Here is a 26,263-nt window from a genome sequence, read left to right on the forward strand (position 1 = left end):
GCGCGGGCGATGTCGCGCGGCACGACGGCTCATCGTCGAAACGGGAGGCGGAATGAAGCGAAGGCAGGAATGGCGCGTATCCGGCGGATGGCGGGCGATCGTCGTCGGGTGGGCGCTTGTTTTGGGTATCGCGCCGGCCGTCGCGCAGACGACCGACGTGCCGCAGGCATGGATGCGCTACGGACAGCTTGCCGGGCAGCAGTTCCAGACGTGGCTCGAAGCCGACGGCGACGCGGCCGATCGGCTGCACCGCTATCTCGAGGCGCGCGTGCTGAACGCGAGCGCCGCCGCGCCGCCGCCCGCGATCGTCGTGCGCGCGTGGATCGGCCCGAACGGCGCCGTCACGCGTGTCGAATTCGCGTCGCTCGGCGATCCCGATGCAGACGCGACACTGCGGCAACTGCTCACGGCCGGCCCGCTGGCGGAACCGCCGCCGCCCGACATGCTGCAGCCGTTGCGCGTGCGCCTGCGGCTCACGCCGAATCCCGATGCGGCCGCTGCCGCGCCGGCATCGGCCGCCCGCATGCCGTGACGCCCGGGCCGGAATGCGGGCGTGGCCGGATATCGTAATAACATATGACGTTATTGCGTCGGCAGGACGATGACGTCCTGCTTCTTCACGAGGAGCCACCCATGCAACTGAGCCAGTTAGGCGGGCACGTCGCCCAATCCGGTTTCGCCGAACGGCAGAAGCACGCGCAGGCGCTGATGTTCGGCATGGCCGACATCAACGAATACGTGTCCGGCGGCGTCTGTTACGACGCCGCGGCCTATGTCCGGTATCTGCTGCGCAGTGACGCGATGATCGCGCCCGGTGCGCTGCTCGACACGATCGGCCAGCACTGGCGGACCCGCTTCAACTTCGAGACCGGCGGCGAATGGGACGGGCGCGCGAGCATTCCGGCAGGAACCGCGGTCGGCTTCTCGCGGGGCGGCACCGTTTTTCATGCCGCGATCGCCGTCGGCGGCAGCCGGATCCGGGCGATCAACGGGGGCCGTCTCGGCAGCGGCTGGATGTACGCGGTCGACCTTGCGCGGGTGCTCGAGCCGGACGCGGCCGGCGGATTCACGTATGACCGCGCGAACATCCGGGTACACCTGTCGCGCCTGTAGGCGGCGCGGCTTCGGCAGCCACGCCGGCCGCCGCGCGCCGCGCCCACGGCCGGCATCGCGTCGTTCGGCGATTTCCGCATGGCGCCGCGCTGTCCATCGCTGCTATCCTCTCGACCGTGAATGACTATTCGTGGGGCCGTGGAAGCGCATGCTGCGCCGCGGCGATTCACGCGGGTGCGAGCCCGCGTGCGCGCCGGGGTCGCATGGCCGCCTGCCCACGACGATCCATGACCCGTTTCGTGATTGATTTCCTTCCGTCCATGTCCACATGGCCAAGACAACGATGAGCGACGCGCCTGAATCCGCGGCGCCCGGCGACGACGAATCGTCCGGCGGCGCATCGTCCTACCTGGTGCCGGGGCTCGAACGCGGGCTGCGGATCCTCGCCGAATTCTCCGCGCGCGAGCCCGTGCTCGGCGCGCCCGAGTTGTCGAAGCGCATCGGCATTCCGCGCACGACCACGTTCCGCCTGCTGCAGACGCTCGAAGCGCTCGGTTTCCTCGAGCGCGTGAACGGCGACCGTTATTTCCGGCTGGGCGTCGGCGTGCTGCGGCTCGGCTTCGAATACCTGAATTCGCTCGAACTGACCGATCTCGGCACGCCCGTGCTCGAGCGGCTGCGCGATACGACGGGCCTGTCGACGCATCTGCTGATCCGCGACCAGCGCGACGTCGTGTTCGTCGCGAAGGCGCAGAGCAACGCGTCGATGTTCGGTTCGGTGAAGGTGCACGTCGGTACGCGCCTGCCCGCGCATGCGACCGTGCATGGCCACGTGTTGATGGGCGACCTGACGCGCGACGCACTGCGCCAGCTCTATCCGGAGAAGAAACTCGAACAGTTCACCGAGCGCACGCCGGGCACCGTCGACGAACTGTACGAGCGCGTGCGCCATTACGCGCGGCTCGGTTATGCGGTCAGCGAGGCGGCATTCGAGAGCGGCATTTCGGCGGTCACGGCGCCCGTGCGCGATCATTCGGGCTCGATCGTCGCGGCGATCACCGCGACGGTGCCGCGCTCGGAGATCGGCGAGGCCGGCGAGAAGGAACGGCTCGTCGAAGCCGTGTGCGGCGCGGCGGTCGACCTGTCCCAGCGCCTGAACTATCGTCCGCTCGAGAGCGACCCGACGTTCGCGCACGCGCGCCACAAGGTCGCGATGTTCTGACGCCGACTTGTCGGGCGGGCCGCCGCACGCGGCACCGCAATCAAAAAAACGAGGGGCCCGCGGGCCCCTCGTTTCGTTTCAGGCACCGACTGCCTGGCGCCGTTCAGAACGAGTGGTGGATCCCGGTGAGCACGACCACCTGGTTCGCGGTGCTCGACACGCCTGCCGTGAAGAACGCGGCCTTTGCGCCGCCCGAACCATGCTCGTACAGCACGTTCGCATAAAGCTGCGTGCGCTTCGACAGCGAATAGATGTCGCCGAGTTCGACCTGCGTCCAGCGGCGGCCGGCCAGCGTCGTGGTTGCCGCGCCGCCCGCGATCGTGTTGAACGCGCTGCTGCGATAGTTCACACCCGCGTCGTAGCTCTGGAACGTGTCCGAATAGCCGTTCGACTGCATTTTCGTGCGCGTGTACAGGCCATGCACGAGGAAGTCGCCGAACTGGTAGGACGCGCCCGCGCCGATGTTCTCGACCTTGTTCGCGATATAGCCGTTCGCGGTGTTCTGCCCCTGGAAGGACGTGATGCCGGTCGTGCTGATCAGGATCGAGCGGTCGTGCTCGTTCGAGTACACGGCCGACGCCTTGAACGGCCCGTTCGCATAGTTCAGCGCGACGCCGACCGACTTGCCGGTCGAGAAGTTCGTCGTGTTGCCGAGCGCCATCGTCGCCGCGGCCGAGAAGCCCGCGAAGGTCGGCGAACGATACTTGACCGCGTTGTTGTACGGCACGTTGCCGGTCGCGGCGAGCCCGTCGATGTTGCCGGGGTGGAACGCATACCAGCTCATCGCGAGGTAGGCCGTGCTGAGCGGATCGAGATAGTCGAACGACAGCGGCGTCTGGCGGCCGAGCGTCAGCGTGCCGTAGCGTTCCGAACTGAGGCCGACGAAGGCGGCGCGGTTCCAGATCGTATTCGCGGTCGCGAACTGGCCGTTGTTCGTATAGAAGCCGTTTTCGAGCTGGAAGATCGCCGACAGGCCGTCGCCGAGGTCTTCCTTGCCCTTCAGGCCCCACCGGTCGGGCTGCGTATTGCCCTGGATCATCGCCCATTTCGCATGGCCGCCGACGTTGTTCACGTACGCGACCCCCGCATCCATGCTGCCGTACAGCACCACGCTGCTCTGCGCCCACGCGCCCGACACGGCGCCCAATCCGATCACTGTTGCTGCTACCGCATGCTTGACCATTTGATCTCCTGAATCTCCAACCTGATGAAAACGTGCCGTGGCGGCCTGCGCGGGAACGGCCTGCCGTTACGCGTCTTCGCCATCGAGCGGGCATTTTTTGTGTTCCATACAAGGAACAATGTGCCTCTGATGGAATGGAGTATAGGGGCGTCGAGCGCCGTATCAAAAATAATTTTTTCGGGACGGATGGAATCCGTGCCGGTGCCCGGTTGCGGTGCACGACGCCCGAAAAAAGGCCGTAAATGCCCGATACACAACAAAAACGTACATTTGGCAAGGCAGGCGGAAGTGACTGCCGACCCGATGGTCGGTGTTTTCCCTAGGGCGTGCAGCTTTTTGTTTTACTCGTGAAAAGTCGCTCCTATAATCACCATCCATAAACTGCTGTTCCGGGTATGGAACAAATCGGAACAAACCGAGAGTCGATCAGAAGGAAGGGTGTGAGATGTCTGAACAATGGATTTGCGCCGGGCACGCCGGCGCGCTGTCGGAAGACACGCCGATCGAGTTCAAGCGGACCGACGGCGTCGAAATCGGGATCTACCGCGTCGGCGACGACGTGTATGCGCTCGAGAACGTGTGCCCGCATGCGTACGCGCTGCTGACGCAGGGGTTCGTCGACGAAGGCACGGTCGAATGCCCGCTGCACGAGGCCGTGTTCGACATCAGGACGGGCGAATGCCTGAAGGGTCCGGGCGGGCGCGCGCTGAAGCAGTACGCGGTGCGCCTTGCCGGCGAGGAAATCCAGATCAAGGTGGAGTAACCGATGAAAGAAGCGACCGTCAACTTCAATCCCTTCCTCAAGCCGTGGGTGGCGCCGCAGCCGAACAACGTCGCGGGCAAGGGGCAGATCGAGATCCCCGGCCAGGTCGAGAACCAGGTCTGGCAGAACCGCAAGGCCGCCCCGACCCAGTACGAAAACGACCTCGGCGATGCGCTCGAGCGTGTGTTCGAGAGCGGCGCGACCGAGCTGGACGATGTCGTCGCGGGCCTGAACCGCATCGGCTTTCGCGCGCCGGACGGCACGGTTTGGACACCTGAGCGTTTCTGCGCCGAAATGGCCTCGCTGGCGGAATGAGCGCAGCGACCGCGCCGCGCGCGTGAGCGCCTGAGCGCCGACCCGACAACCGCATCCGGAGCACACTGATGACGTCCCCCGTACAACACGCAGTCCAACACGACCCGGTCCGTGACTATCTCGACCGCGGCATCAAGAACTACTGGTATCCCGTCGCGCCGAGCTGGCAGGTGTCGAACGCACCCGTCGGCCTCACGCGCCTGTCCGAGCAGATCGTGCTGTGGCGCGATCACGAGGGCAAGGTTCACGCACTCGAAGATCGCTGCCCGCACCGCGGCGCACGCCTGTCGCTCGGCTGGAACCTCGGCGGCAACATCGCGTGCTGGTATCACGGCATCGAAGTCGACGGCGGCGGCACGGTCAACCGCGTGCCGGCCGTGTCGAACTGTCCGCTCGAAGGCACGAAGTGCGTGAAGTCGTATCCGGTCGAGGAGAAGGCCGGCGCGATCTTCCTGTGGTTCGGCGATGAAGCGCACGGCGAGCCGGCGCCGCTGAACCTGCCCGAGGAACTGGTCGCCGACGAGTACGGCCACTTCCTGTGCGTGTCGAACTGGAAGTGCAATTACCAGTACGCGATCGACAACGTGATGGACCCGATGCACGGCGCGTACCTGCACGCGACGTCGCATTCGATGGCCGAAGGCGACAAGCAGGCCGACATGCGCGTGCGCAAGACGGAAACGGGCCTGATGTTCGAGAAGATCGGCCAGCGCGACGTGAATTTCGACTGGGTCGAGCTCGGCGAAACCGGCTGCCTGTGGATGCGCCTCGCGATTCCGTACAAGCAGAAGTTCGGTCCCGGCGGCAACTTCGGGATCATCGGCTTCGCGACGCCGGTCGACGGCGACAACTGCCAGGTCTATTTCTGGCGCACGCGCAAGGTCAGCGGCTGGCAGCGCGACGTGTGGCGCTTCATGTACCGCAACCGCCTCGAGGGCCTGCACTGGGACGTGCTCGAGCAGGACCGCTACGTCCTCGAAAGCCTCGCGCCGCACGCGCGCGATCACGAATACCTGTACCAGCACGACGTCGGCATCACGCGCGTGCGCCGGATGCTGCGCCAGCGTGCGCAGGAGCATCTTTCCGCGCTCGACGCGCATCGTGCGGCGCAGGCCGCGGCGGAGCCCTCGCATGGCTGAGCGCGCTCCGGTCGTGTCGCTGCCGGGGCGCCGCGTGCTCGTCACGGGCGGCGCGCGCGGGCTGGGCGCGGCGTTCGTGAAGGCGCTGGTCGCGGCGGGTGCGCAGGTCGCGTTCGGCGACGTGCTCGCCGAAGAAGGCCGCGCGCTGGCCGCGCAGCTCACGCAAGCCGGCCACACCGCGTTTTTCTTCACGCTCGACCTGGCCGATCCGGCGAGTGTCGACGCGTTTGTCGCGCAGGGCGCGGCGGCGCTCGGCGGCATCGACGCGCTGATCAACAACGCGGCGATCACGAATTCGGGCGGCAAATTGTCGACGGAGCTCGACGTGTCGACCTGGGACGCCGTGATGAACGTGAACGTGCGCGGCGTGTGGCTCGTCAGCAATGCGGCGTTGCCGCACCTCGCGCAGTCGGGGCGCGGCGCGATCGTGAACCTCGCATCGGACACCGCGTTGTGGGGTGCGCCGAAGCTGCTCGCGTACGTCGCGAGCAAGGGCGCGGTGATCGCGATGACGCATGCGCAGGCACGCGAATTCGGCGCGCACGGCGTGACGGTAAATGCGATCGCGCCGGGGCTGACGGAAGTCGAGGCGACCGCCTACGTGCCGGCCGAGCGCCACGCGTTCTACATGCAGGGCCGTGCGCTGACGCGCGCGCAGGTGCCCGACGACGTGACGGGCCCCGTGCTGTTCCTGCTGTCGGACGGCGCGCGCTTCGTGACGGGTCAATTGCTGCCGGTAAACGGCGGCTTCGTGATGAATTGAATTGAAGTTTTCACTCTGATGAAGGAGAGGACGATGGCGGACGCCGATCTCGAACGCAAGTCGTGGGACCAGCCGGAAGGCGCAAGCTTCAACGACTGGATGGAAGGGCGCGTTGCTCGCTACGCGACGCGGCGCTACGACTGGGACGCACTGAAATTCCAGGCCGACTACGACCCGAAGTACCGCCGCGCGCAGATGCGCTACGTCGGCACGGGCGGCACGGGCGTCGCGAAGGACGTCAACACGGTGCCGGCCGGCAACTTCACGTTCTCGACGATGGTCATCCCGGCCGGCAACATCGGCCCGAGCCACATCCACATCGACGTGGAAGAGATCTTCTTCGTGCTGCGCGGCAAGATGAAGGTGATCTGCGAGCGCGACGGCGAGACGTGGGAAGCGATCCTCGGCGAGCGCGACCTGATCTCGGTGCCGCCGGGCGTGTATCGCACGGAAATCAACATCGGCGAGGAAGATGCGCTGATGTGCGTGATGCTCGGTTCGCCGAAGCCGGTCACGCCGACGTATCCGCCCGATTCGCCGCTCGCGAAGATCAAGCGCTGAGACGGGACGGGTGAAGCAATGAGTGTCATCGACAAACGCGAGCGCGACCGCACCGCGGCGTTCGCCGCGCTGCTCGGGCAGTTTCCCGAGCAGCGTTGCGCGGCCGGCGCGGCGGGCACGATCGGTTACCGTGAGGCCGGCGCGCAGCATGGGGGCCGTGCGCTGCCCGTCGTGCTGCTGCACGGCATCGGCTCGGGCGCCGCATCGTGGGTCAGCCAGCTCGACACGCTCGGCGCATCGCGGCGCGTGCTCGCGTGGGACGCGCCCGGTTACGGCGTGTCGACGCCCGTGCACGGCGCGTCGCCGGCCGCCGCCGATTACGCGGCATCGCTGAACGCGTGGCTCGAGGCACTCGGCATCGAATGCTGTGTGCTGGTCGGCCATTCGCTCGGCGCGATCGTCGCGGGCGGCCTCGCCCGCGTGATGCCCGCGCGGATCGCCGGCCTGCTGCTGGTGTCGCCCGCGGGCGGCTACGGCAGCGCACCGGCCGAAACGCGCGAATCGCGCCGCGACGCGCGGCTCGCGATGCTCGCCGAACTCGGCCCGGCCGGGCTCGCCGAGCAGCGCAGCGGCAACATGCTGTCCGGTTTCGCGAACGAGGACGCACGTGCGTGGGTGCGCTGGAACATGGCGCGCATCGTGCCGGCCGGCTACGCGCAGGCCACGCATCTGCTCGCGAACGCCGATCTGGCGGCCGATCTCGCCGGCTTTCGCGGCCGCACGGCCGTGGCCGTCGGCGCGAACGACGCGATCACGCCGCCCGCCGCGTGCGAGCGGATCGCCGCGGCCGCGCACGTCGGGCTGCAGGTGATTCCGCAAGCCGGTCATGCCGGTTATGTCGAGGCGCCGGCCGTCTATTCCGCACTGATCGACACGTTCTGCCGTCAGTGCGACCAACAGCGGGGGCTGGCATGAACGAACCGCTGCAACGACCCGAACCCGAAAACGACAAGGCCGAAGCCAGCTACGTGGTGCCCGGCCTCGAACGCGGGCTGCGGATCCTCGCCGAATTCTCGCCGCGCGAGCCCGTGCTCGGTGCGCCCGAGCTGTCGAAGCGGCTCGGCATTCCGCGCACGACGGTGTTCCGCCTGCTGCAGACGCTCGAATCGCTCGGCTTCCTCGAGCGCGCGGACAAGGATCGCAACTACAAGCTCGGCATCGCCGTGCTGCGGCTCGGCTTCGAATACCTGAGCTCGCTGGAGCTGACCGATCTCGGCCTGCCCGTGATCGAGAGCCTGCGCGACGCCACCGGCTTCACGACGCACATCGTGATCCGCGACGGCCGCGACGTGGTGTTCGTCGCGAAGGCGCAGAGCCAGTCGCCGGTGTTCAGCTCGATCCGCGTGAACGTCGGCACGCGCTTGCCCGCGCATGCGACGACGCACGGCCACGTGCTGATGGGCGACCTGTCGCTGAAGGAGCTGCGCTCGCTGTATCCGGAAGGCACGCTGAACCGGATGACGAACGCGACACCGGAAACGGTCGACGCGCTGTACGAAGTGATCCGCGAGGATGCGCTGCGCGGCTACGGCGTCAGCAATTCGTCGTTCGAGCGCGGCATCTCGGTGGTCACGGCGCCGGTGCGCAACGAGACGCAGAAGATCGTCGCGTGCATCACGGTGACGGTGCCGCGTCCGGAGATCGACGCGGCGCTGATCGCGGACGGGCTGATCGACAAGGTGCAGCGCGCGGCGGCGGAACTGTCGCGGCGGCTCAATTACCGCTCGGATGACGAGCACACGTTCATGAAAGCATTAGGACTCCGATGATCCAGATCGATCTGACCGGGCAGGTGGCGGTGGTGACGGGCGGTTCGTCCGGCATCGGCCTCGCGACCGCCGAACGGTTCCTGCAGGCAGGCGCATCGGTCGCGATTTGCGGCCGCGACGGCGAGCGCCTGGCGCGCGCCGAGGCGATGCTCGACGAAAAATACCCGGGCGCTCAACTGCTCGCCGCGCGCTGCAACGTGCTCGACGAGCATGACGTCGCCGCGTTCGCGCAAGCGGTGTCCGTACGCTTCGGCCGCGCCGACATGCTGGTCAACAACGCCGGCCAGGGTCGCGTGTCGACCTTCGCGGACACGACCGACGACGCGTGGCGCGACGAGCTCGAACTGAAGTATTTCAGCATCATCCGCCCGACGCGCGCGTTCCTGCCGCTGCTGCGCGATGCGCAGGCGCCGACGATCACCTGCGTGAACTCGCTGCTCGCGCTGCAGCCGGAGCCGCACATGGTCGCGACGTCGTCGGCGCGCGCGGGCGTGCTGAGCCTCGTGAAGTCGCTCGCGAACGAACTCGCGCCGCAGCGCATCCGCGTGAACTCGATCCTGATCGGCATCGTCGAGTCGGGCCAGTGGCGCCGCCGTTACGAAGCGCAGGCGCAGGCCGGCGAAAGCTGGGAGGACTGGACGGGCGCGATCGCCCGCACGAAGCACATTCCGCTGAACCGCTTCGGCAAGCCCGACGAGGCAGCCTGGGCACTTTTTTATCTCGCAACGCATCTGTCGTCCTACACGACGGGCAGCCATATCGACGTTTCTGGAGGCTTTGCACGCCATGTCTGAAAAAACCACGGTTGGCGAGCTGATTGCCGCCTTTCTCGAGCAGTGCGGCGTGAAGACCGCATTCGGTGTCATCTCGATCCACAACATGCCGATCCTCGACGCGATCAACTCGCGCGGCAACATCCGGTACGTCGGCGCACGCGGCGAAGCCGGCGCATTGAACATGGCCGACGGCCTGGCCCGCGTGTCGGGCGGCCTCGGCGTCGCGTTCACGAGCACGGGGACGGCGGCAGGCAACGCGGCGGGCGCGATGGTCGAGGCGCTGACGGCAGGCACCGCGCTGCTGCACGTCACGGGGCAGATCGAGACGCCGTATCTCGACCAGGATCTCGCGTATATCCACGAAGCGCCGGATCAACTGTCGATGCTGGACTCGATCTCGAAGGCCGCCTTCCGCGTGCGGACCGTCGAAACCGTGCTGCCGACGATCCGCGAAGCCGTGCGCATCGCGCAGACGGCGCCGACGGGCCCGGTGTCGGTCGAGATTCCGATCGACATCCAGGCAGCTGAAATCGAATGGCCGGAAGACCTCGCACCGGCACACGTCACGGTGCGCGAGCACGATTCCGCACGCGTCGCGAAGCTCGCCGATGCCCTCGCGGCGAAGCGCCGTCCGCTGCTGTGGCTCGGCGGCGGCGCGCGCCATGCACGCGCGGAAGTCGAGCGCCTCGTGAAGCTCGGCTTCGGCGTCGTGACGAGCGTGCAGGGCCGTGGCGTGCTGCCGGAGGATCACCCGGCGACGCTCGGCGCGTTCAACGTGCACGCGTCCGTCGAAGCGTTCTACAAGACCTGCGATGCGCTCGTCGTCGTCGGTTCGCGCCTGCGCGGCAACGAAACCCTGAAGTACAAGCTCGCGCTGCCGCAGCCGCTGTTCCGCATCGATGCCGACGCACTCGCCGACAACCGCGGCTATCGCAACGAGCTGTTCGTGCATGGCGATTCGAAGCGCGTGCTGGCGGAGCTGGCCGACCGGCTCGAAGGCCGCCTGTCGGTCGATCCGCAGTTCGCGGCCGATCTCGCGGCAGCCCGCGAGCAGGCGGTGGCCGACGTGTCGAAGGGCCTCGGGCCGTACAAGAAGCTGGTCGACACGCTGCAGGGTGCGGTCGGCCGCGACTACAACTGGGTGCGCGACGTGACGATCTCGAACAGCACGTGGGGCAACCGCCTGCTGAAGATCTTCGAGCCGCGCTCGGGCGTGCATGCGCTCGGCGGCGGCATCGGCCAGGGCATCCAGATGGGCATCGGCGCGGCGCTCGCGGGCGCGGCGGCGAAGACGGTCTGCCTGGTCGGCGACGGCGGCCTGATGGTCAACGTCGGGGAGCTCGTGACGGCCGTGCAGGAAAACGCGAACGTGATGATCGTGCTGATGAACGACCAGTGCTACGGCGTGATCCGCAACATCCAGGACGCGCACTACGGCGGCCGCCGCTGCTTCGTGCAGCTGCACCAGCCCGATTTCGCGCAGTTCTGCGCGAGCTTCGGCCTCACGCATTACCGGATCACGTCGCTCGACGACGCCGAGGCGATCGTGCGCGAAGGGATGGCCAAGGAAGGGCCGGTGATGGTCGAGGTCGACATGTTGTCGGTCGGCTCGTTCGCATCGCAGTTCGCGGGCCCGCCGGTGAAGAAGGAAGCGCCGACGGAGCGCCAGTATGCTTAACGGGCAAAAGCGGGCCCACGCCCCCGTCGATGTCGCGATGATCGGCTTCGGTGCGATCGGCGCGGCCGTGTACCACGCGGTCGAGCACGATGCGTCGCTGCGCGTCGCGCACGTGATCGTGCCGGAACACCAGCGCGCGGCGGTGCAGGGCGTGCTGGGCGGCGCGGTGGAGGTCGTGTCGTCGGTCGACGCACTGGCCCGCCGCCCCGAGTTCGCGCTCGAATGCGCGGGCCACAGCGCGCTCGTCGATCACGTCGTGCCGCTGCTGAAGGCAGGCACCGATTGCGCGGTCGCGTCGATCGGCGCGCTGTCCGACCTCGCGCTGCTCGACGTGCTCGCGCAGGCGGCCGACGAAGGCGATGCGACGGTCACGCTGCTGTCCGGCGCGATCGGCGGCATCGACGCGCTGGCCTCCGCGAAGCAGGGCGGCCTCGACGAAGTGCTGTACGTGGGCCGCAAGCCGCCGCTCGGCTGGCTCGGCACGCCCGCCGAGGAGATGTGCGACCTGCGTGCGATGCGCGAGGCGAAGGTGATCTTCGAAGGCACCGCGCGCGACGCCGCGCGGCTGTATCCGAAGAACGCGAACGTCGCGGCCACCGTGGCGCTCGCGGGCCTCGGCCTCGACGCGACGCACGTGCGCCTGATCGCCGATCCGGCGGTCGAGCGCAACGTGCACCGCATCACCGCGCGCGGCGCATTCGGCGAGATGTCGCTGGAAATGAGCGGCAAGCCGCTGCCGGACAACCCGAAGACGTCCGCGCTGACGGCGTACAGCGCGATCCGCGCGCTGCGCAACCGCGCGGCCCGCTGCGTGATCTGACCGGGCCATTGAATGTCCGCCCGCGCCACCGCGAGGGCGGACGTGCAGAGACAGATTTGTGGGACTTGTGACATGACTCCTTTCGATACGAGCCTCGTGCCCGACGGCAACATCCTGATCGGCGGCGAGTGGCGGCGCGGCCGTGGCGCGCCTTACGCGAGCATCTATCCGGCCGACCAGTCGCTGAACATGGAGGTGTCGACGGCGAACGCGGAAGACGCGGCCGAAGCCGTCGTGGCCGCCGACGCCGCCTGGCGCCGCGCCGACTGGGCCGGGCTGAAGCCGCACCTGCGCGCGCAGGTGCTGTACCGCATCGCCGACCTGATCATGCAGCGCCACGAGGCGCTTGCGAACCTGCAGCGTCGCGACAACGGCAAGCCGATCGGCGAGACGCGCGTGCTGGTGGCGAGCGCGGCGAACACGTTCCGTTATTTCGCGGCGTGCCTCGAAACGCTCGACGAGGAACTCACACCGTCGCGCGGCGACTACCTGACGATGAGCGTGCACGAGCCGATCGGCGTGATCGCGGCGATCACGCCGTGGAACTCGCCGATCGCGTCCGATGCGCAGAAGCTCGCGCCGGCGCTCGCCGGCGGCAACGCGGTGGTGCTCAAGCCGGCCGAGGTCACGCCGCTCGTGTCGCTCGCGCTGGCCCGCATCTGCGAGGAAGCCGGCGTGCCGAAGGGCGTGCTGAGCGTGCTGCCGGGCAAGGGCTCGGTGATCGGCGACGTGCTCGTGCGCCATCCGCTCGTGAAGAAGGTGTCGTTCACGGGCGGCACGGAAGTGGGCCGCGGCATCGCGCGCATCGCGGCGGAAAAGCTGATGCCCGTGTCGCTCGAACTCGGCGGCAAGTCGCCGACGATCGTGTGCGACGACGCCGATCTCGATCATGCGGTGAACGGCGTGCTGTACGGCATCTTCAGCTCGTCGGGCGAAGCGTGCATCGCGGGTTCGCGGCTGTTCGTGCAGCGCGCGGTGTACGACGAATTCATGCAGCGCCTGGTCGCGGGCGCACGCAAGCTGCGCGTGGGCGACCCGACTCGACCCGACACGCAGATGGGGCCGCTGATCACCGCGAAGCATCGCGAGTCGGTGGAGCGCTATGTGGCGCTCGGCCTCGAGGAAGGCGGCCGCCTGCTGTGCGGCGGCGAGCGGCCGTCGGGCGACGGTCGCGAGAACGGCTTCTTCTATCAGCCGACGATTCTCGAAGGCCTGCCGAACAGCGCGCGCATCTGCCAGGAGGAAATCTTCGGGCCGGTGCTGGTCGCGATGCCGTTCGACGACGAGGCGTCGCTGATCGCGCAGGCGAACGACAGCGTGTTCGGCCTGGCCGCCGGCATCTGGACGCGCGACTACAAGCGTGCGTGGCGCATCGCGCGCGCGCTGGAGACGGGCACCGTCTGGATCAACACGTACAAGCTGTTCTCGATCTCCACGCCGTTCTCGGGCTGGAAGGAGAGCGGGATGGGCCGCGAGAAGGGGCGTCTCGGCATCCGCGAGTACATGCAGCAGAAGAGCCTCTACTGGGGCTTGAACGACGCGCCGCTGCCGTGGGCGAACTGAGCGAAGGGGAAAAACGCAATGAGCATTCTGGGAATCGAGCAGATCACGTACGGGGTCGACGATCTCGCCACCTGCCGGCGCTTTTTCGCCGACTGGGGGCTGAAGGAAGTCGAGCACGACGACACGCAGGCGCGCTTCGAGACGCTGAACGGCTGCACCGTGCTGATCGTCAAGGCCGACGACCCGGCGCTGCCGCCCGCGTTCGAAGCGGGCCCGACGCTGCGTGAAGTCACGTGGGGCGTCGCGACGCAGCAGGAACTCGACGCGCTGCGCGGCAAGTTTGCAGGCCAGCCCGGCTTTTATGCGCGGAAGGATGCGTTCGGTTGCACCGACCCGAACGGGATGGCGATCCGCATCGAAGTCACGCGCAAGCGCGCACTCGACATCACGGGCTCGCCGTCGAACGTGTGGGGCCGGACGCTGCGCGTCGACCAGCCGAGCCCGATCTACGCGCGTGCGGAGCCGGTCGAGGTCGGGCATGTCGTGTTCTTCACGAACTGCCTCGACGCGCAGGAAAAGTTCTATCACGAGCTGCTGGGCTTCGAGACGTCGGACCGCTATCCGGGCCGCGGCGCGTTCATGCGCTGCGCGCCGCACGGCGGCCACCACGACCTGTTCCTGCTCGCGCTGCCGAACGGCAAACGTGGCCTGAATCACGTCGCGTTCACCGTGCGCGACATCCACGAAGTATTCGGCGGCGGCATGCACATCGACCGCTGCGGCTGGGAAACGCAACTCGGCCCGGGGCGTCATCCGGTGTCGTCCGCGTACTTCTGGTACTTCCAGAACCCGGCCGGCGGCCTGATCGAGTACTACGCGGACGAAGACATGCTGACGCCCGAGTGGCAGCCGCGCGAATTCGAACCGGGCCCGACCGTGTTCGCCGAATGGGCCGTCGACGGCGGCCTCGACGGCAACACGCGCCGGCAGAAGCACGCGAAGGCGCCGGAAGGCAAGTTCATGACGGAGCGCAAATCGTGAGCGAAGAGAACGCACAGGCGCACGCCGCGCCGGGCACGGTCGTCGTGATCGGCGGCGGCCAGGCCGCCGGCTGGGTGCTGAAGACGCTGCGCGCGGAAGGTTTTGCGGGCCGTCTCGTGATGATTGCCGACGAGCCGCATCTGCCGTACGAGCGGCCGCCGCTGTCGAAGGCCGTGCTGGCGGGCGACGCCGACATCGAAACCGTGCGCGTCGTGCGTCCCGACGAATTCGACGCGCTGAACGTCGAGGCGTGGCAGCCGGAACGCGCCGCGTCGATCGACCGTGCGCGCCGCGTGGTGCGTACCGAAAGCGGGCGCGAGATCGAATACGACCGCCTCGTGATCGCGACCGGCGGCACGTCGCGCCGCCTGCCGGCCGCGCTCGTGAAGACGCCGAACCTGCATTACCTGCGCACGCTCGACGAAGCGGCCGCACTCGGCGAGAAGCTGCGCGCGAGCCGGCGCGTGCTCGTGATCGGCGGCGGCTGGATCGGCCTCGAAGTCGCGGCGACCGCGCGCAAGCTCGGCGTCGAGGCGGTCGTGGTCGAAGGCGCGCCGCGGCTGTGCGGCCGCTCGGTGCCGCAGATCGTGTCGGATTTCCTGCTCGACCTGCATCGCGCGAACGGCGTCGACGTACGGCTCGGCGCGGCGCTCGCGTCGCTCGACGCACAGCCGGACGACGCGTCGAAGGTACGCGCGACGCTCGCCGACGGCACGACGATCGACGCCGATTTCGCGGTGGCCGGCATCGGCCTCGCGCTGAACGCGTCGCTCGCGAGCGACGCGGGGCTGGCGATCGACGACGGCATCGTCGTCGACGAATTCGGCGCGACGAGCGATCCGGCGATCTTCGCGTGCGGCGACGTCGCGAACCATCACAACGGCTGGCTGAAGCGGCGCGTGCGGCTCGAATCGTGGGCCAATGCGCAGAACCAGGCGATCGCGGCCGCGAAGGCCGTGCTGGGCGTGCGCGCACCGTACGCGGAGATTCCGTGGTTCTGGTCGGATCAGTACGACGTGAACCTGCAGATCCTCGGCGATCTGCCGGCCGATGCGCAGCTCGTCGTGCGCGGCGAGCTTGCCGCGCGACGCGCGACGCTGTTTTTCGTGGGCGAAGGGCATGTGAGAGGTGTCATCGCCGTGAACAACGCGCGTGAGCTGAAGCTCGCGCGCAAGTGGATGAACCAGGGCCGGGCAGTGGATACGGAAGCGCTGGCAGACACGAGCAAGACACTGGCCTGACCGGGCGACGAAACCCAGGAGATCCTCCGCATGAGCACTTTCGACAATGTCGTGGCCGGTCGCGCCACGATGGAAGCTGCCGCCTCCACGCCGGGCGCGATCATCGCGCGGCTCGAGCGGCTTCCGGCCAACGCAATGCAGATCCGCGCCCGCGTGCTGATCGGCACCGCGACGTTCTTCGACGGCTTCGACGTGATCACGATCGCGGCCACGCTGCCGCTGCTGATTCACAAATGGGGGCTGTCGCCGACCCAGATCGGCCTGCTGATCGCGTCCGGCGCGATCGGCCAGCTGATCGGCGCGTTCCTGTTTCCCGCGCTGGCGGAGAAGCACGGCCGCGTGAAGGCGATCGCGTGGAGCTCGGCCGTGATCGGCATCACGAGCATCGCGTGCGGCTTCGCGCCGACGTTCGAGATCTTCGTGCTGCTGCGGATCCTGCAGGGCCTGGGGCTGGGCGGCGAGTTGCCGGTCGCCGCGACGTACATCAACGAGATCACGCGCGCACATGGCCGCGGCCGCTTCGTGCTGCTGTACGAGATCGTGTTCCCGATCGGCCTGCTCGTGTCGATGGCACTCGGTGCGTGGCTCGTGCCGCGCTTCGGCTGGGAGATCATGTACTTCGTCGGCGGGCTGCCGCTGATCCTGTCGCTCGTGCTGACGCGCCTCGTGCCGGAATCGCCGCGCTGGCTCGCGTCGCGCGGGCGGCTCGCGGAAGCCGGGCGGGCGACGAGCGCGTTCGAAGCGTCGGTGCGCGGCGAGCTGCCGCCCGTCACGCAGGTGGCCGCGTTCGACGAGATGGTGCGCCAGCACCCGAAGCGCCGGATGAGCGACCTGTTCAGCGCCGCGTATCGCAAGCGCACGCTCGCGGTGGCGACGTTGTGGGCGACCTGCGGGTTCATCCAGTACGGGCTGTCGACGTGGCTGCCGACGATCTACAAGAACTTCTATCACGCGCCGCTGCAGCTCGCGCTGAACCTCGCGGTGATCGGCTCGGTGATGGGCGTGCTCGGGTCGCTGGCGTCGGCGCTGCTCGTCGACAAGCTCGGCCGCAAGCCGGTGATCGTGTGGTCGTTCGTGCTGTGCGCGCTGTCGCTGGCGTTCGCGGGTGTCTATCACGCGTCGTCGGTGTATGTCGTCTCGATCTTCTGCTCGCTGTCGCTCGGGTTGATGGCGTCGGGGTTCATCACCGCGTACGTCTATACGCCGGAGCAGTATCCGACGAGCATCCGCGCGTCGGGCTGCGGGCTCGGCAGCGCGTGGCTGAAGATCGCGTCGTTCGTCGCGCCGATGGTGGTGCCGCACGCGATCATCGGCGGGAATCTCGCGCCCGCGTTCTACCTGATCGGCATCGTGCCGCTGATCGCGGCGGTGACCGTGCACTTCGTCGGGATCGAGACGAAGGGGAAGGTGCTCGAAGCGCTTGAAGCGTAAGCGCGGCCGGCGGTAACGGATGACATGCAGAGGCCCGGGCGATGCCCGGGCTTTTTGTTTTTCGCGGCGATGTTGGCGTGGCCGACTCGAGGCTTGCGTGTTCTAATTCACGCTCCCGTTTTTCGATCGAGTGTCGTCATGCCCCTGTTCGAACCCGTCACGCTGGAAACATCCCGCCTCGTCCTGCGGCCGCTGCGCGAAGCCGACGCGCACGCCTTCTTCGAGATCTGGTCGGATGCGGAAGCGATGCGCTATTTCTCGTTCTCGCCGATGACGCACATCGAACAGGCCGTCGAGCGCGTCACGCGCAACCTGAACACGTCCGCGAGCGGGCAGGACCTGATCTGCGTGCTCGAACTGCGGGAAACCGGCGAAGCACTCGGCGAATGCGTGCTGTTCCATGCGAACGAGCAATGCCGGCGTGCGGAGATCGGCTTCAGCCTGCGGCGCCGCTACTGGCGCGGTGGCTACATGTGTGAGGCGGCGTCGGCCGTGATCGATCACGCGTTCGGCACGCTGCGGCTGAACCGGATCGAAGCCGATATCGATCCGCGCAACGTCGCGTCGGCGCGGCTGCTCGAACGGCTCGGCTTCGCGCGGGAAGGGTTGCTGCGCGAACGCTGGATCGTCGGTGACGAAGTGTCGGACAGCGCGCTGTACGGGTTGCTGGCGAGCGATCGGCGCGCGTGAGGCGGCCGGGCCGGCGATGGCCCGGTCAGGTCAATCCCGGCGGCTGTCTTTCATGTCGGCCACGCGCCGGTTGTACCCGTTCGCGTCTACGTACTTTCCCGTCCGGTCTCTCTGTCGCCGGCCGCGCATGCTCGTCGAACGCTCACGTTTTCGCGAGCAGGCCCTCGACCTGTTCTTTCCCGCGCAGTGCCGCGACCCACCGGTCGGGTAACGCGTGCTCGCCGTACAGCGCGCCGGCGAGGCTGCCGGCGATGGCCGCCGTCGTGTCCGTGTCGTTGCCGAGCGCGATCGCGCGCTTCACGCAGTCTTCGTAGCTGCGCGTCGACAACAGGCAATGGATCGACGACCAGAAGCTGTCGACCACGTAACCGGACCCTTGCGGCGCGTCGAAGCGGCCGTCGAGCACGATCTTCAGTTCGACTTCGTCTGCGGTGCCCGCGTAGCGTGTGAGCAACTCGTCCTCGGCCGCGCGCACCGCATCCGGCGCCGGCTTGCCCTTGACGATGCCCCATGCCGTCAGGCCATAAAGCGCACAGCACAGCTGCGAGCGCACGTGACCGTGCGTGACGACGCTCTGCTTGCACGCAAGCCGGATCGCGTCGTCGCGCGAGGCGGCGACCATCACCACCGGGAAGCAGCGCATCAGCGAGCCGTTGCCGTTGTCGCGCTCGCCGTCAGGGCCGGCAACGGCGGGCGCCGCGCCGGCCGCCAGCGCATGGAACGCACGCTGCGTCTGCAGGCCGACATCGAACACGCGGCCGTCCGGCGTGAAGGCGCCGCGATGAAACCAGTCCTGCAGGTTGCGGGCGAACGTGTCGAGATTGAGGTCGCGGTCATCCGCGAGCGCGTCGAGCAGCGCGAGCGCCTGCGCGCCGTCGTCGCTCCAGGTGCCGGGCAGCACGCCGTCGTGAGCACGCGCAAAGCCGGGCGGCGGCGTCATGTCGATCGCGGCGGGCGGCGGGATCGACGCGGCGTCGTGGAATTCGTACGGCACGCCGAGCGCGTCGCCGATCAGCAGGCCAAGCAGGCCGCCGCGCAGGCGGGATCGTCGGTTCGGAATCGGTGTCATCGAAAGGAATTCGGGTTGGGGCGGCTTGCGTCGCGGAAGACCATGCACAAGATCTTGAGTCGAACCCCGTCAGTATGCCGTCGCCGCCAATTGACGTACTTTTCAGACTGTTCGCCGGGCGCCTTCGCGCGGTGGCGGCCGCAGTCGTCGTTGAAACGACCCGCGACGATTACGTCAACGCTCGCCCGGCCGGCACGTCGACAGGCACTTCGCGCTCCAGTGCCTTGGCGGCGAGTTCCCCGACCCAGTCTGCATCGGCGGGGTCGACGACGCCATATTGGTCCGGCGGAAAAAAAGCATGGTGGTGAGCCGCCGCAGACAGACGCTCACATTCGGCGTGAGCCAGCAGATAGGATGTCACGGCCAATGGCGCCGCCGGTCCACTCCATCTCAATCCGATGCGGACGTGGGTGCGTGGCGCAAATGCGATTGCCAATTCTCGCCGCGGGATCAATCGTTTCGTCTCCGACGGGAACGTTGGCGGCGCGTACCAATTGTCTGCCGCAATTCGATGATCCAGCACCAGCCAATGACCGACGGACGTTCGGGCCAGGATCCACTGCCTGAGTCGGGTCCTGCTGGATTTGAGCTTGCCGTCGATCCATTCGTCGACGTAGAGGGGTTCCGGATCGTAGTCGTCCGACCACACGACGATTGCTGAGCATAGCGTATGGCGCTCCAATTCGACATGTCCGTTGGACGGCATTTCGCGCCAGTACCGCTGTCGGGTGCCGTACGTCGCGACGCACCAGTTCAGGCCGATCCACGCTGCGATGAAGAGCGCCGTGACCCATACGATGGTGACGGCTGTTCCGTCCACCGCACGATCCATGTCGAAGGTCGGATCGACCGTTCCGTGGTAAGCCAGCATACCCAGCAAATACACGAGCACCGGGACCACAGGCCCGACTACGACCGGCAGCATCAGAATGGCGAGCCAGCTTCGGACATGCACGGTCCCCGCCGACCTGGCGCGCGCACGCTCCTCATCGCTCATCGCCGCAACTTCCCGCGCGGCAATGTCGTCGCTCGGGGTGTGGAACCGCTCATACGTATTCGGGCATTCGGGCATTCGACGGGGCGTTCGGTGAAGGGGGCGATAAGGCAGGGATTTCCTCGAGGAACTGATTCTTGCATACGTCAGGGGCGGTTCTCAGACGAACGCGTGTGTGTTTCATACGGAAAACAAGACCGATGCGCTGCGGCCGGTGCGAAACCATGCGGCAGGGGCCCGTATGCGCGGGTGGCCCGGGGTCGAACGACATCGGATGAAACGACGCCGGGAAGACACCGACGCGCGGGATTATCGAGCGCGGAGGACTTGCCGGATTCACGGGACGAACGTACGCTGGGTCGATACCGCGATCGACCCACAGGTTCTCGACCATGCAAGCCCATCCTTTGCGTCTTTCCCCCGGCGACGATCTGCGCGGCGCCATCGAGGCAGCGCTACACCAGCATGAAGCGCATGCGGCCTTCGTGATCCAGGGCATCGGCAGCCTGAGCGTCGCGCAGTTGCGCTTCGCCGGCGTCGATCAGCCGACCGAGCTGCGCGGCGACCTCGAAATCCTGACGCTGGCCGGCTCGGTGTCGCCGGACGGCGCGCATCTGCATATGTCGATTTCCGATGCGGCCGGCCGCGTGACCGGCGGCCATGTTGCGAGCGGCTGTGTGGTGCGCACGACGGCCGAGATCCTGCTCGCGCTGATGCCCGCGCATCGCTTCTCGCGCGAGCCCGACGCGGGCACCGGCTTCAACGAACTGGTGATCCGTCGCGAGCCGGGCGGCGACACCCTATGAATGCGACTATGCATCGATCGCTGCGTCCTTTTCCCGCCGCATAAAAAAAGCGCCGCGGCCTTTCGGTCCGCGGCGCCTTCCAGTGCGCTGCGACGTCGACCACCCGCCGCAGCCCGACTGCGTGCTTACACCTGCACGGTGTCGGCCACTTCCTTGAAGTCCTCGATCTGGTCGAAGTTCATGTACTTGTAGATCTTGTCGCCGTTGGCGCTGAGCACGCCCATGTCCGCCATGTACTCTTCCTTGGTCGGGATCTTGCCCAGACGCGAGCAGATGGCCGCCAGTTCCGCCGAGCCGAGATACACGTTCGTGTTCTTGCCGAGACGGTTCGGGAAGTTGCGGGTCGACGTCGACATGACCGTCGCGCCTTCGCGCACCTGTGCCTGGTTACCCATGCACAGCGAGCAGCCCGGCATTTCGGTACGCGCACCGGCCGTGCCGAACACGCCGTAGTGACCTTCTTCCGTCAGCTGCTTCTGGTCCATCTTGGTCGGCGGCGCGACCCACAGCTTGACCGGAATGTCGCGCTTGCCTTCGAGCAGCTTCGACGCGGCGCGGAAGTGACCGATGTTGGTCATGCACGAACCGATGAACACTTCGTCGATCTTGGCGCCGGCGACGTCCGACAGCGTCTTCACGTCGTCCGGGTCGTTCGGGCAGGCGACGATCGGCTCGTGGATGTCGGCGAGGTCGATCTCGATGACGGCCGCGTACTCGGCGTCGGCATCCGGCGACAGCAGTTGCGGGTCGGCCAGCCACTGTTCCATCGCCGCGATACGGCGCTGCAGGCTGCGCGGATCCTGGTAGCCCTGCGCGATCATCCACTTCAGCAGCGTGATGTTGCTGTTCAGGTATTCGATGATCGGTTCCTTGTTCAGGCGCACCGAGCAACCGGCGGCCGAACGCTCGGCCGACGCATCCGACAGCTCGAACGCTTGCTCGACCTTCAGGTCGGGCAGGCCTTCGATTTCGAGGATGCGGCCCGAGAAGATGTTCTTCTTGCCTTGCTTGGCGACCGTCAGCATGCCTTGCTTGATCGCGTACAGCGGGATTGCGTTGACGAGGTCACGCAGCGTGACGCCCGGCTGCATCTTGCCCTTGAAGCGGACCAGCACCGATTCCGGCATGTCCAGCGGCATCGTGCCGGTGGCGGCCGCGAACGCGACCAGGCCCGAGCCTGCCGGGAAGCTGATGCCGATCGGGAAACGCGTGTGCGAATCGCCGCCGGTGCCGACGGTGTCGGGCAGCAGCATGCGGTTCAGCCACGAGTGGATCACGCCGTCGCCCGGGCGCAGCGCGATGCCGCCACGCGTGCTGATGAAGTTCGGCAGCGTCTGGTGCGTCTTCACGTCGACCGGCTTCGGATATGCGGCGGTATGGCAGAACGACTGCATCACGAGGTCGGCCGAGAAGCCGAGGCAGGCGAGATCCTTCAGTTCGTCGCGGGTCATCGGGCCCGTGGTGTCCTGCGAGCCGACCGAGGTCATCTTCGGTTCGCAGTATGTGCCCGGGCGCACGCCCTGGCCTTCCGGCAGACCGCATGCGCGGCCGACCATCTTCTGCGCGAGCGAGAAGCCCTTGCCGCTGTCGGCCGGCTGGTGCGGCAGGCGGAACAGCGTCGACGGCGCGAGGCCGAGCGCTTCACGCGCCTTCGCGGTCAGGCCGCGGCCGATGATCAGCGGAATGCGGCCGCCGGCGCGCACTTCGTCGAACAGCACGTCCGACTTCACCTGGAATTCGGCGATGACCTTGCCGTCCTTCAGCGCCTTGCCTTCGTACGGGCGCAGTTCGACCACGTCGCCCATTTCCATCTGCGACACGTCGAGCTCGATCGGCAGCGCGCCGGCGTCTTCCATCGTGTTGTAGAAGATCGGGGCGATCTTGCCGCCGAGGCACACGCCGCCGAAGCGCTTGTTCGGCACGAACGGGATGTCTTCGCCGGTGAACCACAGCACCGAGTTGGTGGCCGACTTGCGCGAGGAGCCGGTGCCGACCACGTCGCCCACGTAGGCGACCAGGTGACCCTTTTCCTTCAGCGATTCGATGAACTTGACCGGGCCGCGCTTGCCGTCTTCTTCCGGCGTGATGCCCGGGCGCGCGTTCTTCAGCATCGCCAGCGCGTGCATCGGGATGTCCGGGCGGGTGGTGGCGTCCGGGGCCGGCGACAGGTCGTCGGTGTTGGTTTCGCCCGTGACCTTGAACACGGTGATGGTCAGGCTTTGCGGCACTTCCGGACGGCTCGTGAACCATTCGGCGTCGGCCCAGCTTTGCAGCACCGCCTTCGCGTGCGCGTTGCCCTTGTCGGCGAGTTCCTTGACGTCATGGAACTGGTCGAACATCAGCAGGGTTTTCTTCAGTGCGTCAGCGGCGACGGCAGCGACTGCCTCGTCGGACAGCAGCTCGATCAGCGGCTGGATGTTGTAGCCGCCCAGCATCGTGCCGAGCAGTTCGGTCGCGCGTTCGCGCGAGATCAGCGGGCAGGCGGTCTCGCCCTTGGCCACGGCGGCCAGGAAGCCGGCCTTCACTCGGGCGGCTTCGTCGACGCCGGCCGGCACGCGATGGGTGATCAGGTCGACGAGCGTCTGCTCTTCGCCGGCGGGCGGGTTGGTCAGCAGTTCCACCAGTTCGGCGGTCTGCTGAGCCGTCAGCGGCAGGGGAGGAATACCGAGCGCGGCGCGGGCGGCCACGTGAGCACGAAAGTTTTCAAGCATGGGGAGACCTGCTGATATTGCGTTTGAGGGGAAGGCCTTGCCGGCACTCCGGGGCTGTTCCAGGCACTGCTTTGAGCGGGATTCTAATCTCAATGATCTGTAACGTCAAATGTCTTATGTCTTATATAAGAGTTGAGAGTTGGGGCGTGGGAAAGGGCGGTGGCGCGGGGGAGCCGGTGTTTGCGGATGTGTTTCGGCGGCGCGCCGGGGCATGCCTGCGGGCGCGGTGTCTCGGGTGTCCCGACTGTTGATGGGAGAAGCGGGGGCGGCGGCGGTGTACGTGATCGGGATCCGGGGGCGTCCGTCTCTGTCGGGTCGCCCGCGTTACGGCGCCGGCCGCTGTCGTGTGAGAAGGCAAGGGGCGCCCGAGGCTGCCGCCCGCGCGGGGGCGCTGCTGGTTACGAAGCCCGGAAGCCCGGAAGCCCGGAAGCCCGGAAGCCCGGAAGCCCGGAAGCCCGGAAGCCCGGAAGCACGGAAGCACGGAAGCACGGAAGCACGGAAGCACGGAAGCCGGCGGCGCACATTTCTGCACAAGCACACAGGAAACGGTACACACGTACCGCTTTCGGGCGCATACGCTGTATTTCACGTGCCTTTCAGCGATATTTCAAAAAAAGCGGGGCATTGGCGCGTGCCGGTTGCTTCGTCGTGAACGGCCGACCGCGAACCCTCGAGTCCCGTCAGTCCGGAACATGCGATCCAGAGAATCGATTTTCGTTGTCCTGTCGCTCGTCGCGTCGTCGCTCGTTCATGCGGCGGCGGCCGACGACGAAACGCGCGGCTTCGACAGCCGTCCCGTCGCACTGGTCTATCGCGGCCCGGCCGCATGCGACGGTTGCCCCGAGACGATTGCGAGGCGCCTGCGGGAATCGGAGCACAAGTTCCGGGTGCTTTACGTCGGGCCGGCGGAAAAACGCCGGATCACGCCTGCCGTCCTGTCCGGCGCCGCGCTGTATGTCCAGCCCGGCGGCGGGCAGGACATCCCCGGCGCGGCGGCCAGCATCGGGAAAGCCTCGATCGAGGCCGTGCGCCAATACGTGTCGAACGGCGGGCGCTATCTGGGCATCTGCATGGGCGCCTACCTGGCGGGCGACCCGGGTTTCGGGCTGGTCGCGGGCCAGATCGACTCGGAGGTCGACCGGCCGCGCTCGACGCTTCAGGGTATCGCGGACACGGTGACGCCGGTGGTATGGCGCGGGAAAAAACGCTGGATCTACTTCCAGGACGGCGCGATGCTCCCGGCCGCCCCCGGCGCGGCCGTGCTGGCGACCTATCCGAACCGCGATATCGCAGCCGCGACCTATCACTACGGCAAAGGGCGCGTCGGGCTCGTCGGCCCGCATCCCGAAGCCGACGAAAGCTGGTATCGCGAGTACGGTCTCCGGAATCCGGACGGGGTTCTGCCGGACATGGCGTACGACCTGATCAACGCGACGATGAAGCCATGACGGTGCGCGAGCTAATTCCGCCGTGCGCGATACGCGTCGAGGTTCTTCCGCGCCTGTGCGCGGATCGCGCGTTGCACGAAAGGCGTCCAGCCGAGCAGCGCGCCTTTCAGTCCAAGCGCCTGACGCGCCCAGCGCCACAGGTCGAAGCTGTCGCGATGCTCGACGATGCGCCCGTCGCGAAACCGGAACCGCGCGTCGATCCGGTTGACCACCATCCGGCCGGTCGTGGTGAACCGGTAATGGGCGATCCATTCGGCGCGCCCGGCCTGCTGATCCGCGGCGACGTCGCTGAACGTCAGGGAAAAGTCCTGCGCACGCGCGACCAGCATGCGCCACATGTCGCGTGCGAGGTCGCCGCGCAGCTCGCCGAACGCGGGATCGCTGAAGACGACGTCATCGGCATAGCAGGCGAGCATCGCGTCGATGTCGCGCTGCTGGAACGCCGTGTAGAAGCGCTGGATCAACTCGGTGTGCGGATGGCTCATCGTTGGGTGGGGTGTCGTTGCAGATGAAACGGAGTCTCGACGCGGCGGCCGGACATTCGACCGGTTGATCGACGGGGGCGCGCCATACGGCAGGAATGCCCCGATCGAGCGGATGTCGACGTGTCTTCCGCGCGACGATGCAGGTCACGTGCGGGCGTTCGGCGTGACCGCCGCCCTGAACGTGACATGCGTCGCGGCATGTCGCGATATCGATCGAAACAAGCGGGAAGGGATAAGGGCGTGCGCGGCTCCACCGGTTCAGCCGTCGCGACCGGAACCAGGCCGGAGCGTCGGCGAATGCACGTCAGCGGTTCGCCAGCGCCACGTCCTGGTTGCCGCGCCCCGTCACCAGGCAGCCCGACATGAATGCCTCGCCCTGGCTGCTGGCCGCTGCTTCGCCGAAGCCGCGGCCGAGCGCGTCGACCTTCACTTGCGCGGCGCCCTGTTCGCACGCGAGCGGGCTGGTGTCGCGGCCCTGCGCATGCAGGATCGCGCGATCGCCGATGAGGTACGCCAGCAGCGCGAAAACAGCGATATGTACGGCTCGTCTCATGGTTCGTCTCCTCGTCGCACAAGCGTAACGCGGACACGTTCGACGAAGCACTTGGGGGTTCCCCCGGTAAACGTCTGCTGAATCGGGGGCGGGCGGGGTGATCGTGTCCCGTTTTTCGCGTGTTGCGGGTGGAGCGAAGGCAAGGTTTCAATGCGGCCGGCGGGCGAAACCGGACGGGCGGCGAGACATTCGCGCGACGGTTTTCAGCGCGACAGGCCCGCGATTCGCGCGAGTTTGACGAATGTCAGG

26 protein-coding genes are annotated in these 26,263 nt (G+C 67.3%); 20 read left to right on the forward strand and 6 right to left on the reverse strand.

The genetic code is table 11. The annotated features are described in order from the left end of the window. The first annotated feature begins 52 nt into the window (after positions 1 to 52). From DPV79_RS39385 to DPV79_RS39395, 3 genes are all read left to right on the forward strand, one after another. Positions 53 to 532, forward strand: a complete 480-nt coding sequence (locus DPV79_RS39385; RefSeq protein WP_113047959.1) for a YbaB/EbfC family DNA-binding protein — start codon at positions 53 to 55, stop codon at positions 530 to 532. Positions 533 to 633: 101 nt separating this feature from the next. Beyond that, the gene (gene tecA, locus DPV79_RS39390) at positions 634 to 1,113 is read left to right on the forward strand and encodes a type 6 secretion system effector deamidase TecA (RefSeq protein WP_021161519.1); all 480 of its coding nucleotides are present in this window, start codon (positions 634 to 636) and stop codon (positions 1,111 to 1,113) included. 268 nt (positions 1,114 to 1,381) lie between these two features. Continuing rightward, positions 1,382 to 2,275, forward strand: a complete 894-nt coding sequence (locus tag DPV79_RS39395) for an IclR family transcriptional regulator (RefSeq protein ID WP_042976374.1) — start codon at positions 1,382 to 1,384, stop codon at positions 2,273 to 2,275. 103 nt (positions 2,276 to 2,378) lie between these two features. On the opposite strand, the gene DPV79_RS39400 is transcribed toward DPV79_RS39395, so the two are convergent. Continuing rightward, positions 2,379 to 3,458 carry a porin gene (locus tag DPV79_RS39400; protein ID WP_042976372.1) on the reverse strand — a complete coding sequence of 360 codons (1,080 nt, stop codon included), beginning with the start codon at positions 3,456 to 3,458 and terminating at the stop codon, positions 2,379 to 2,381. A gap of 445 nt (positions 3,459 to 3,903) precedes the next feature. Between DPV79_RS39400 and DPV79_RS39405 the strand changes: the two genes are divergently transcribed. From DPV79_RS39405 to DPV79_RS39475, 15 genes are all read left to right on the forward strand, one after another. Next, on the forward strand, positions 3,904 to 4,221 hold the full coding sequence (locus DPV79_RS39405; RefSeq protein ID WP_027789384.1) for a non-heme iron oxygenase ferredoxin subunit: 318 nt from the start codon (positions 3,904 to 3,906) through the stop codon (positions 4,219 to 4,221). 3 nt (positions 4,222 to 4,224) lie between these two features. Then, positions 4,225 to 4,536 carry a recombinase-like helix-turn-helix domain-containing protein gene (locus DPV79_RS39410; RefSeq protein WP_113047960.1) on the forward strand — a complete coding sequence of 104 codons (312 nt, stop codon included), beginning with the start codon at positions 4,225 to 4,227 and terminating at the stop codon, positions 4,534 to 4,536. Between the two features lie 68 nt (positions 4,537 to 4,604). Then, positions 4,605 to 5,675, forward strand: a complete 1,071-nt coding sequence (locus DPV79_RS39415; protein WP_021161515.1) for an aromatic ring-hydroxylating dioxygenase subunit alpha — start codon at positions 4,605 to 4,607, stop codon at positions 5,673 to 5,675. After that, positions 5,668 to 6,438, forward strand: a complete 771-nt coding sequence (locus tag DPV79_RS39420; protein ID WP_048022637.1) for an SDR family oxidoreductase — start codon at positions 5,668 to 5,670, stop codon at positions 6,436 to 6,438. The genes DPV79_RS39415 and DPV79_RS39420 overlap by 8 nt, the downstream gene beginning before the upstream one ends. A gap of 33 nt (positions 6,439 to 6,471) precedes the next feature. After that, entirely contained in the window at positions 6,472 to 6,999 is a 528-nt protein-coding gene (locus tag DPV79_RS39425; protein WP_021161513.1) for a cupin domain-containing protein, read from the forward strand. A gap of 18 nt (positions 7,000 to 7,017) precedes the next feature. After that, positions 7,018 to 7,914: an alpha/beta fold hydrolase gene (locus tag DPV79_RS39430; protein ID WP_113047961.1), complete on the forward strand. Its 897-nt coding sequence runs from the start codon at positions 7,018 to 7,020 to the stop codon at positions 7,912 to 7,914. Next, positions 7,911 to 8,768, forward strand: coding sequence for an IclR family transcriptional regulator (locus tag DPV79_RS39435; RefSeq protein ID WP_059497041.1), 858 nt, complete (start codon positions 7,911 to 7,913; stop codon positions 8,766 to 8,768). The genes DPV79_RS39430 and DPV79_RS39435 overlap by 4 nt, the downstream gene beginning before the upstream one ends. Continuing rightward, positions 8,765 to 9,562, forward strand: coding sequence for an SDR family oxidoreductase (locus DPV79_RS39440; protein WP_113047962.1), 798 nt, complete (start codon positions 8,765 to 8,767; stop codon positions 9,560 to 9,562). The genes DPV79_RS39435 and DPV79_RS39440 overlap by 4 nt, the downstream gene beginning before the upstream one ends. Beyond that, positions 9,555 to 11,222, forward strand: a complete 1,668-nt coding sequence (locus DPV79_RS39445; protein ID WP_021161509.1) for a thiamine pyrophosphate-binding protein — start codon at positions 9,555 to 9,557, stop codon at positions 11,220 to 11,222. The genes DPV79_RS39440 and DPV79_RS39445 overlap by 8 nt, the downstream gene beginning before the upstream one ends. Continuing rightward, positions 11,215 to 12,042: an aspartate dehydrogenase gene (locus DPV79_RS39450; protein ID WP_059622588.1), complete on the forward strand. Its 828-nt coding sequence runs from the start codon at positions 11,215 to 11,217 to the stop codon at positions 12,040 to 12,042. The genes DPV79_RS39445 and DPV79_RS39450 overlap by 8 nt, the downstream gene beginning before the upstream one ends. A gap of 72 nt (positions 12,043 to 12,114) precedes the next feature. Continuing rightward, a complete protein-coding gene (locus DPV79_RS39455; RefSeq protein WP_059686086.1) occupies positions 12,115 to 13,605 on the forward strand; it encodes an aldehyde dehydrogenase in 1,491 nt (496 codons plus the stop codon). 18 nt (positions 13,606 to 13,623) lie between these two features. Beyond that, complete coding sequence (locus DPV79_RS39460; RefSeq protein ID WP_113047963.1) at positions 13,624 to 14,586, forward strand: VOC family protein; 963 nt, start codon at positions 13,624 to 13,626, stop codon at positions 14,584 to 14,586. Further along, positions 14,583 to 15,827 (forward strand): NAD(P)/FAD-dependent oxidoreductase, encoded by a 1,245-nt coding sequence (locus tag DPV79_RS39465; RefSeq protein ID WP_060344148.1) that lies wholly within the window; start codon positions 14,583 to 14,585, stop codon positions 15,825 to 15,827. The genes DPV79_RS39460 and DPV79_RS39465 overlap by 4 nt, the downstream gene beginning before the upstream one ends. A 30-nt stretch (positions 15,828 to 15,857) precedes the next feature. Further along, complete coding sequence (locus DPV79_RS39470) at positions 15,858 to 17,258, forward strand: MFS transporter (protein ID WP_048022629.1); 1,401 nt, start codon at positions 15,858 to 15,860, stop codon at positions 17,256 to 17,258. A 138-nt stretch (positions 17,259 to 17,396) separates the two neighbouring features. Further along, the gene (locus DPV79_RS39475) at positions 17,397 to 17,948 is read left to right on the forward strand and encodes a GNAT family N-acetyltransferase (RefSeq protein ID WP_113047964.1); all 552 of its coding nucleotides are present in this window, start codon (positions 17,397 to 17,399) and stop codon (positions 17,946 to 17,948) included. 142 nt (positions 17,949 to 18,090) lie between these two features. On the opposite strand, the gene DPV79_RS39480 is transcribed toward DPV79_RS39475, so the two are convergent. Beyond that, positions 18,091 to 19,017: an ADP-ribosylglycohydrolase family protein gene (locus DPV79_RS39480; RefSeq protein ID WP_113047965.1), complete on the reverse strand. Its 927-nt coding sequence runs from the start codon at positions 19,015 to 19,017 to the stop codon at positions 18,091 to 18,093. A 169-nt stretch (positions 19,018 to 19,186) separates the two neighbouring features. Then, positions 19,187 to 20,014 carry a hypothetical protein gene (locus DPV79_RS39485; protein ID WP_244321889.1) on the reverse strand — a complete coding sequence of 276 codons (828 nt, stop codon included), beginning with the start codon at positions 20,012 to 20,014 and terminating at the stop codon, positions 19,187 to 19,189. Between the two features lie 389 nt (positions 20,015 to 20,403). Between DPV79_RS39485 and DPV79_RS39490 the strand changes: the two genes are divergently transcribed. After that, entirely contained in the window at positions 20,404 to 20,817 is a 414-nt protein-coding gene (locus tag DPV79_RS39490; protein ID WP_113047967.1) for a PPC domain-containing DNA-binding protein, read from the forward strand. A gap of 125 nt (positions 20,818 to 20,942) precedes the next feature. Here the strand turns inward: DPV79_RS39490 and acnB are convergent, their stop codons facing one another. Further along, positions 20,943 to 23,528: a bifunctional aconitate hydratase 2/2-methylisocitrate dehydratase gene (acnB, locus tag DPV79_RS39495; protein WP_113047968.1), complete on the reverse strand. Its 2,586-nt coding sequence runs from the start codon at positions 23,526 to 23,528 to the stop codon at positions 20,943 to 20,945. A 692-nt stretch (positions 23,529 to 24,220) separates the two neighbouring features. Between acnB and DPV79_RS39505 the strand changes: the two genes are divergently transcribed. Then, positions 24,221 to 24,976: a BPL-N domain-containing protein gene (locus DPV79_RS39505; protein ID WP_113047970.1), complete on the forward strand. Its 756-nt coding sequence runs from the start codon at positions 24,221 to 24,223 to the stop codon at positions 24,974 to 24,976. A gap of 11 nt (positions 24,977 to 24,987) precedes the next feature. On the opposite strand, the gene DPV79_RS39510 is transcribed toward DPV79_RS39505, so the two are convergent. Both DPV79_RS39510 and DPV79_RS39515 read right to left on the reverse strand, forming a co-directional pair. After that, positions 24,988 to 25,461 carry a nuclear transport factor 2 family protein gene (locus DPV79_RS39510; RefSeq protein ID WP_048022623.1) on the reverse strand — a complete coding sequence of 158 codons (474 nt, stop codon included), beginning with the start codon at positions 25,459 to 25,461 and terminating at the stop codon, positions 24,988 to 24,990. A gap of 304 nt (positions 25,462 to 25,765) precedes the next feature. Next, the gene (locus DPV79_RS39515) at positions 25,766 to 26,014 is read right to left on the reverse strand and encodes a hypothetical protein (RefSeq protein ID WP_021161497.1); all 249 of its coding nucleotides are present in this window, start codon (positions 26,012 to 26,014) and stop codon (positions 25,766 to 25,768) included. Positions 26,015 to 26,263 lie beyond the last annotated feature (249 nt).

It is taken from the genome of Burkholderia reimsis, assembly GCF_003294055.1.
GTDB lineage: Bacteria > Pseudomonadota > Gammaproteobacteria > Burkholderiales > Burkholderiaceae > Burkholderia > Burkholderia cepacia.

Excerpts from the sequence above, each read along its gene's own strand:
- DPV79_RS39385 (WP_113047959.1), top strand. The coding sequence starts at position 53 with ATGAAGCGAAGGCAGGAATGGCGCGTATCCGGCGGATGGCGGGCGATC.
- tecA (WP_021161519.1), top strand. The coding sequence starts at position 634 with ATGCAACTGAGCCAGTTAGGCGGGCACGTCGCCCAATCCGGTTTCGCC.
- DPV79_RS39395 (WP_042976374.1), top strand. The coding sequence starts at position 1,382 with ATGGCCAAGACAACGATGAGCGACGCGCCTGAATCCGCGGCGCCCGGC.
- DPV79_RS39400 (WP_042976372.1), bottom strand. The coding sequence starts at position 3,458 with ATGGTCAAGCATGCGGTAGCAGCAACAGTGATCGGATTGGGCGCCGTG.
- DPV79_RS39405 (WP_027789384.1), top strand. The coding sequence starts at position 3,904 with ATGTCTGAACAATGGATTTGCGCCGGGCACGCCGGCGCGCTGTCGGAA.
- DPV79_RS39410 (WP_113047960.1), top strand. The coding sequence starts at position 4,225 with ATGAAAGAAGCGACCGTCAACTTCAATCCCTTCCTCAAGCCGTGGGTG.
- DPV79_RS39415 (WP_021161515.1), top strand. The coding sequence starts at position 4,605 with ATGACGTCCCCCGTACAACACGCAGTCCAACACGACCCGGTCCGTGAC.
- DPV79_RS39420 (WP_048022637.1), top strand. The coding sequence starts at position 5,668 with ATGGCTGAGCGCGCTCCGGTCGTGTCGCTGCCGGGGCGCCGCGTGCTC.
- DPV79_RS39425 (WP_021161513.1), top strand. The coding sequence starts at position 6,472 with ATGGCGGACGCCGATCTCGAACGCAAGTCGTGGGACCAGCCGGAAGGC.
- DPV79_RS39430 (WP_113047961.1), top strand. The coding sequence starts at position 7,018 with ATGAGTGTCATCGACAAACGCGAGCGCGACCGCACCGCGGCGTTCGCC.
- DPV79_RS39435 (WP_059497041.1), top strand. The coding sequence starts at position 7,911 with ATGAACGAACCGCTGCAACGACCCGAACCCGAAAACGACAAGGCCGAA.
- DPV79_RS39440 (WP_113047962.1), top strand. The coding sequence starts at position 8,765 with ATGATCCAGATCGATCTGACCGGGCAGGTGGCGGTGGTGACGGGCGGT.
- DPV79_RS39445 (WP_021161509.1), top strand. The coding sequence starts at position 9,555 with ATGTCTGAAAAAACCACGGTTGGCGAGCTGATTGCCGCCTTTCTCGAG.
- DPV79_RS39450 (WP_059622588.1), top strand. The coding sequence starts at position 11,215 with ATGCTTAACGGGCAAAAGCGGGCCCACGCCCCCGTCGATGTCGCGATG.
- DPV79_RS39455 (WP_059686086.1), top strand. The coding sequence starts at position 12,115 with ATGACTCCTTTCGATACGAGCCTCGTGCCCGACGGCAACATCCTGATC.
- DPV79_RS39460 (WP_113047963.1), top strand. The coding sequence starts at position 13,624 with ATGAGCATTCTGGGAATCGAGCAGATCACGTACGGGGTCGACGATCTC.
- DPV79_RS39470 (WP_048022629.1), top strand. The coding sequence starts at position 15,858 with ATGAGCACTTTCGACAATGTCGTGGCCGGTCGCGCCACGATGGAAGCT.
- DPV79_RS39475 (WP_113047964.1), top strand. The coding sequence starts at position 17,397 with ATGCCCCTGTTCGAACCCGTCACGCTGGAAACATCCCGCCTCGTCCTG.
- DPV79_RS39480 (WP_113047965.1), bottom strand. The coding sequence starts at position 19,017 with ATGACACCGATTCCGAACCGACGATCCCGCCTGCGCGGCGGCCTGCTT.
- DPV79_RS39485 (WP_244321889.1), bottom strand. The coding sequence starts at position 20,014 with ATGAGCGATGAGGAGCGTGCGCGCGCCAGGTCGGCGGGGACCGTGCAT.
- DPV79_RS39490 (WP_113047967.1), top strand. The coding sequence starts at position 20,404 with ATGCAAGCCCATCCTTTGCGTCTTTCCCCCGGCGACGATCTGCGCGGC.
- acnB (WP_113047968.1), bottom strand. The coding sequence starts at position 23,528 with ATGCTTGAAAACTTTCGTGCTCACGTGGCCGCCCGCGCCGCGCTCGGT.
- DPV79_RS39505 (WP_113047970.1), top strand. The coding sequence starts at position 24,221 with ATGCGATCCAGAGAATCGATTTTCGTTGTCCTGTCGCTCGTCGCGTCG.
- DPV79_RS39510 (WP_048022623.1), bottom strand. The coding sequence starts at position 25,461 with ATGAGCCATCCGCACACCGAGTTGATCCAGCGCTTCTACACGGCGTTC.
- DPV79_RS39515 (WP_021161497.1), bottom strand. The coding sequence starts at position 26,014 with ATGAGACGAGCCGTACATATCGCTGTTTTCGCGCTGCTGGCGTACCTC.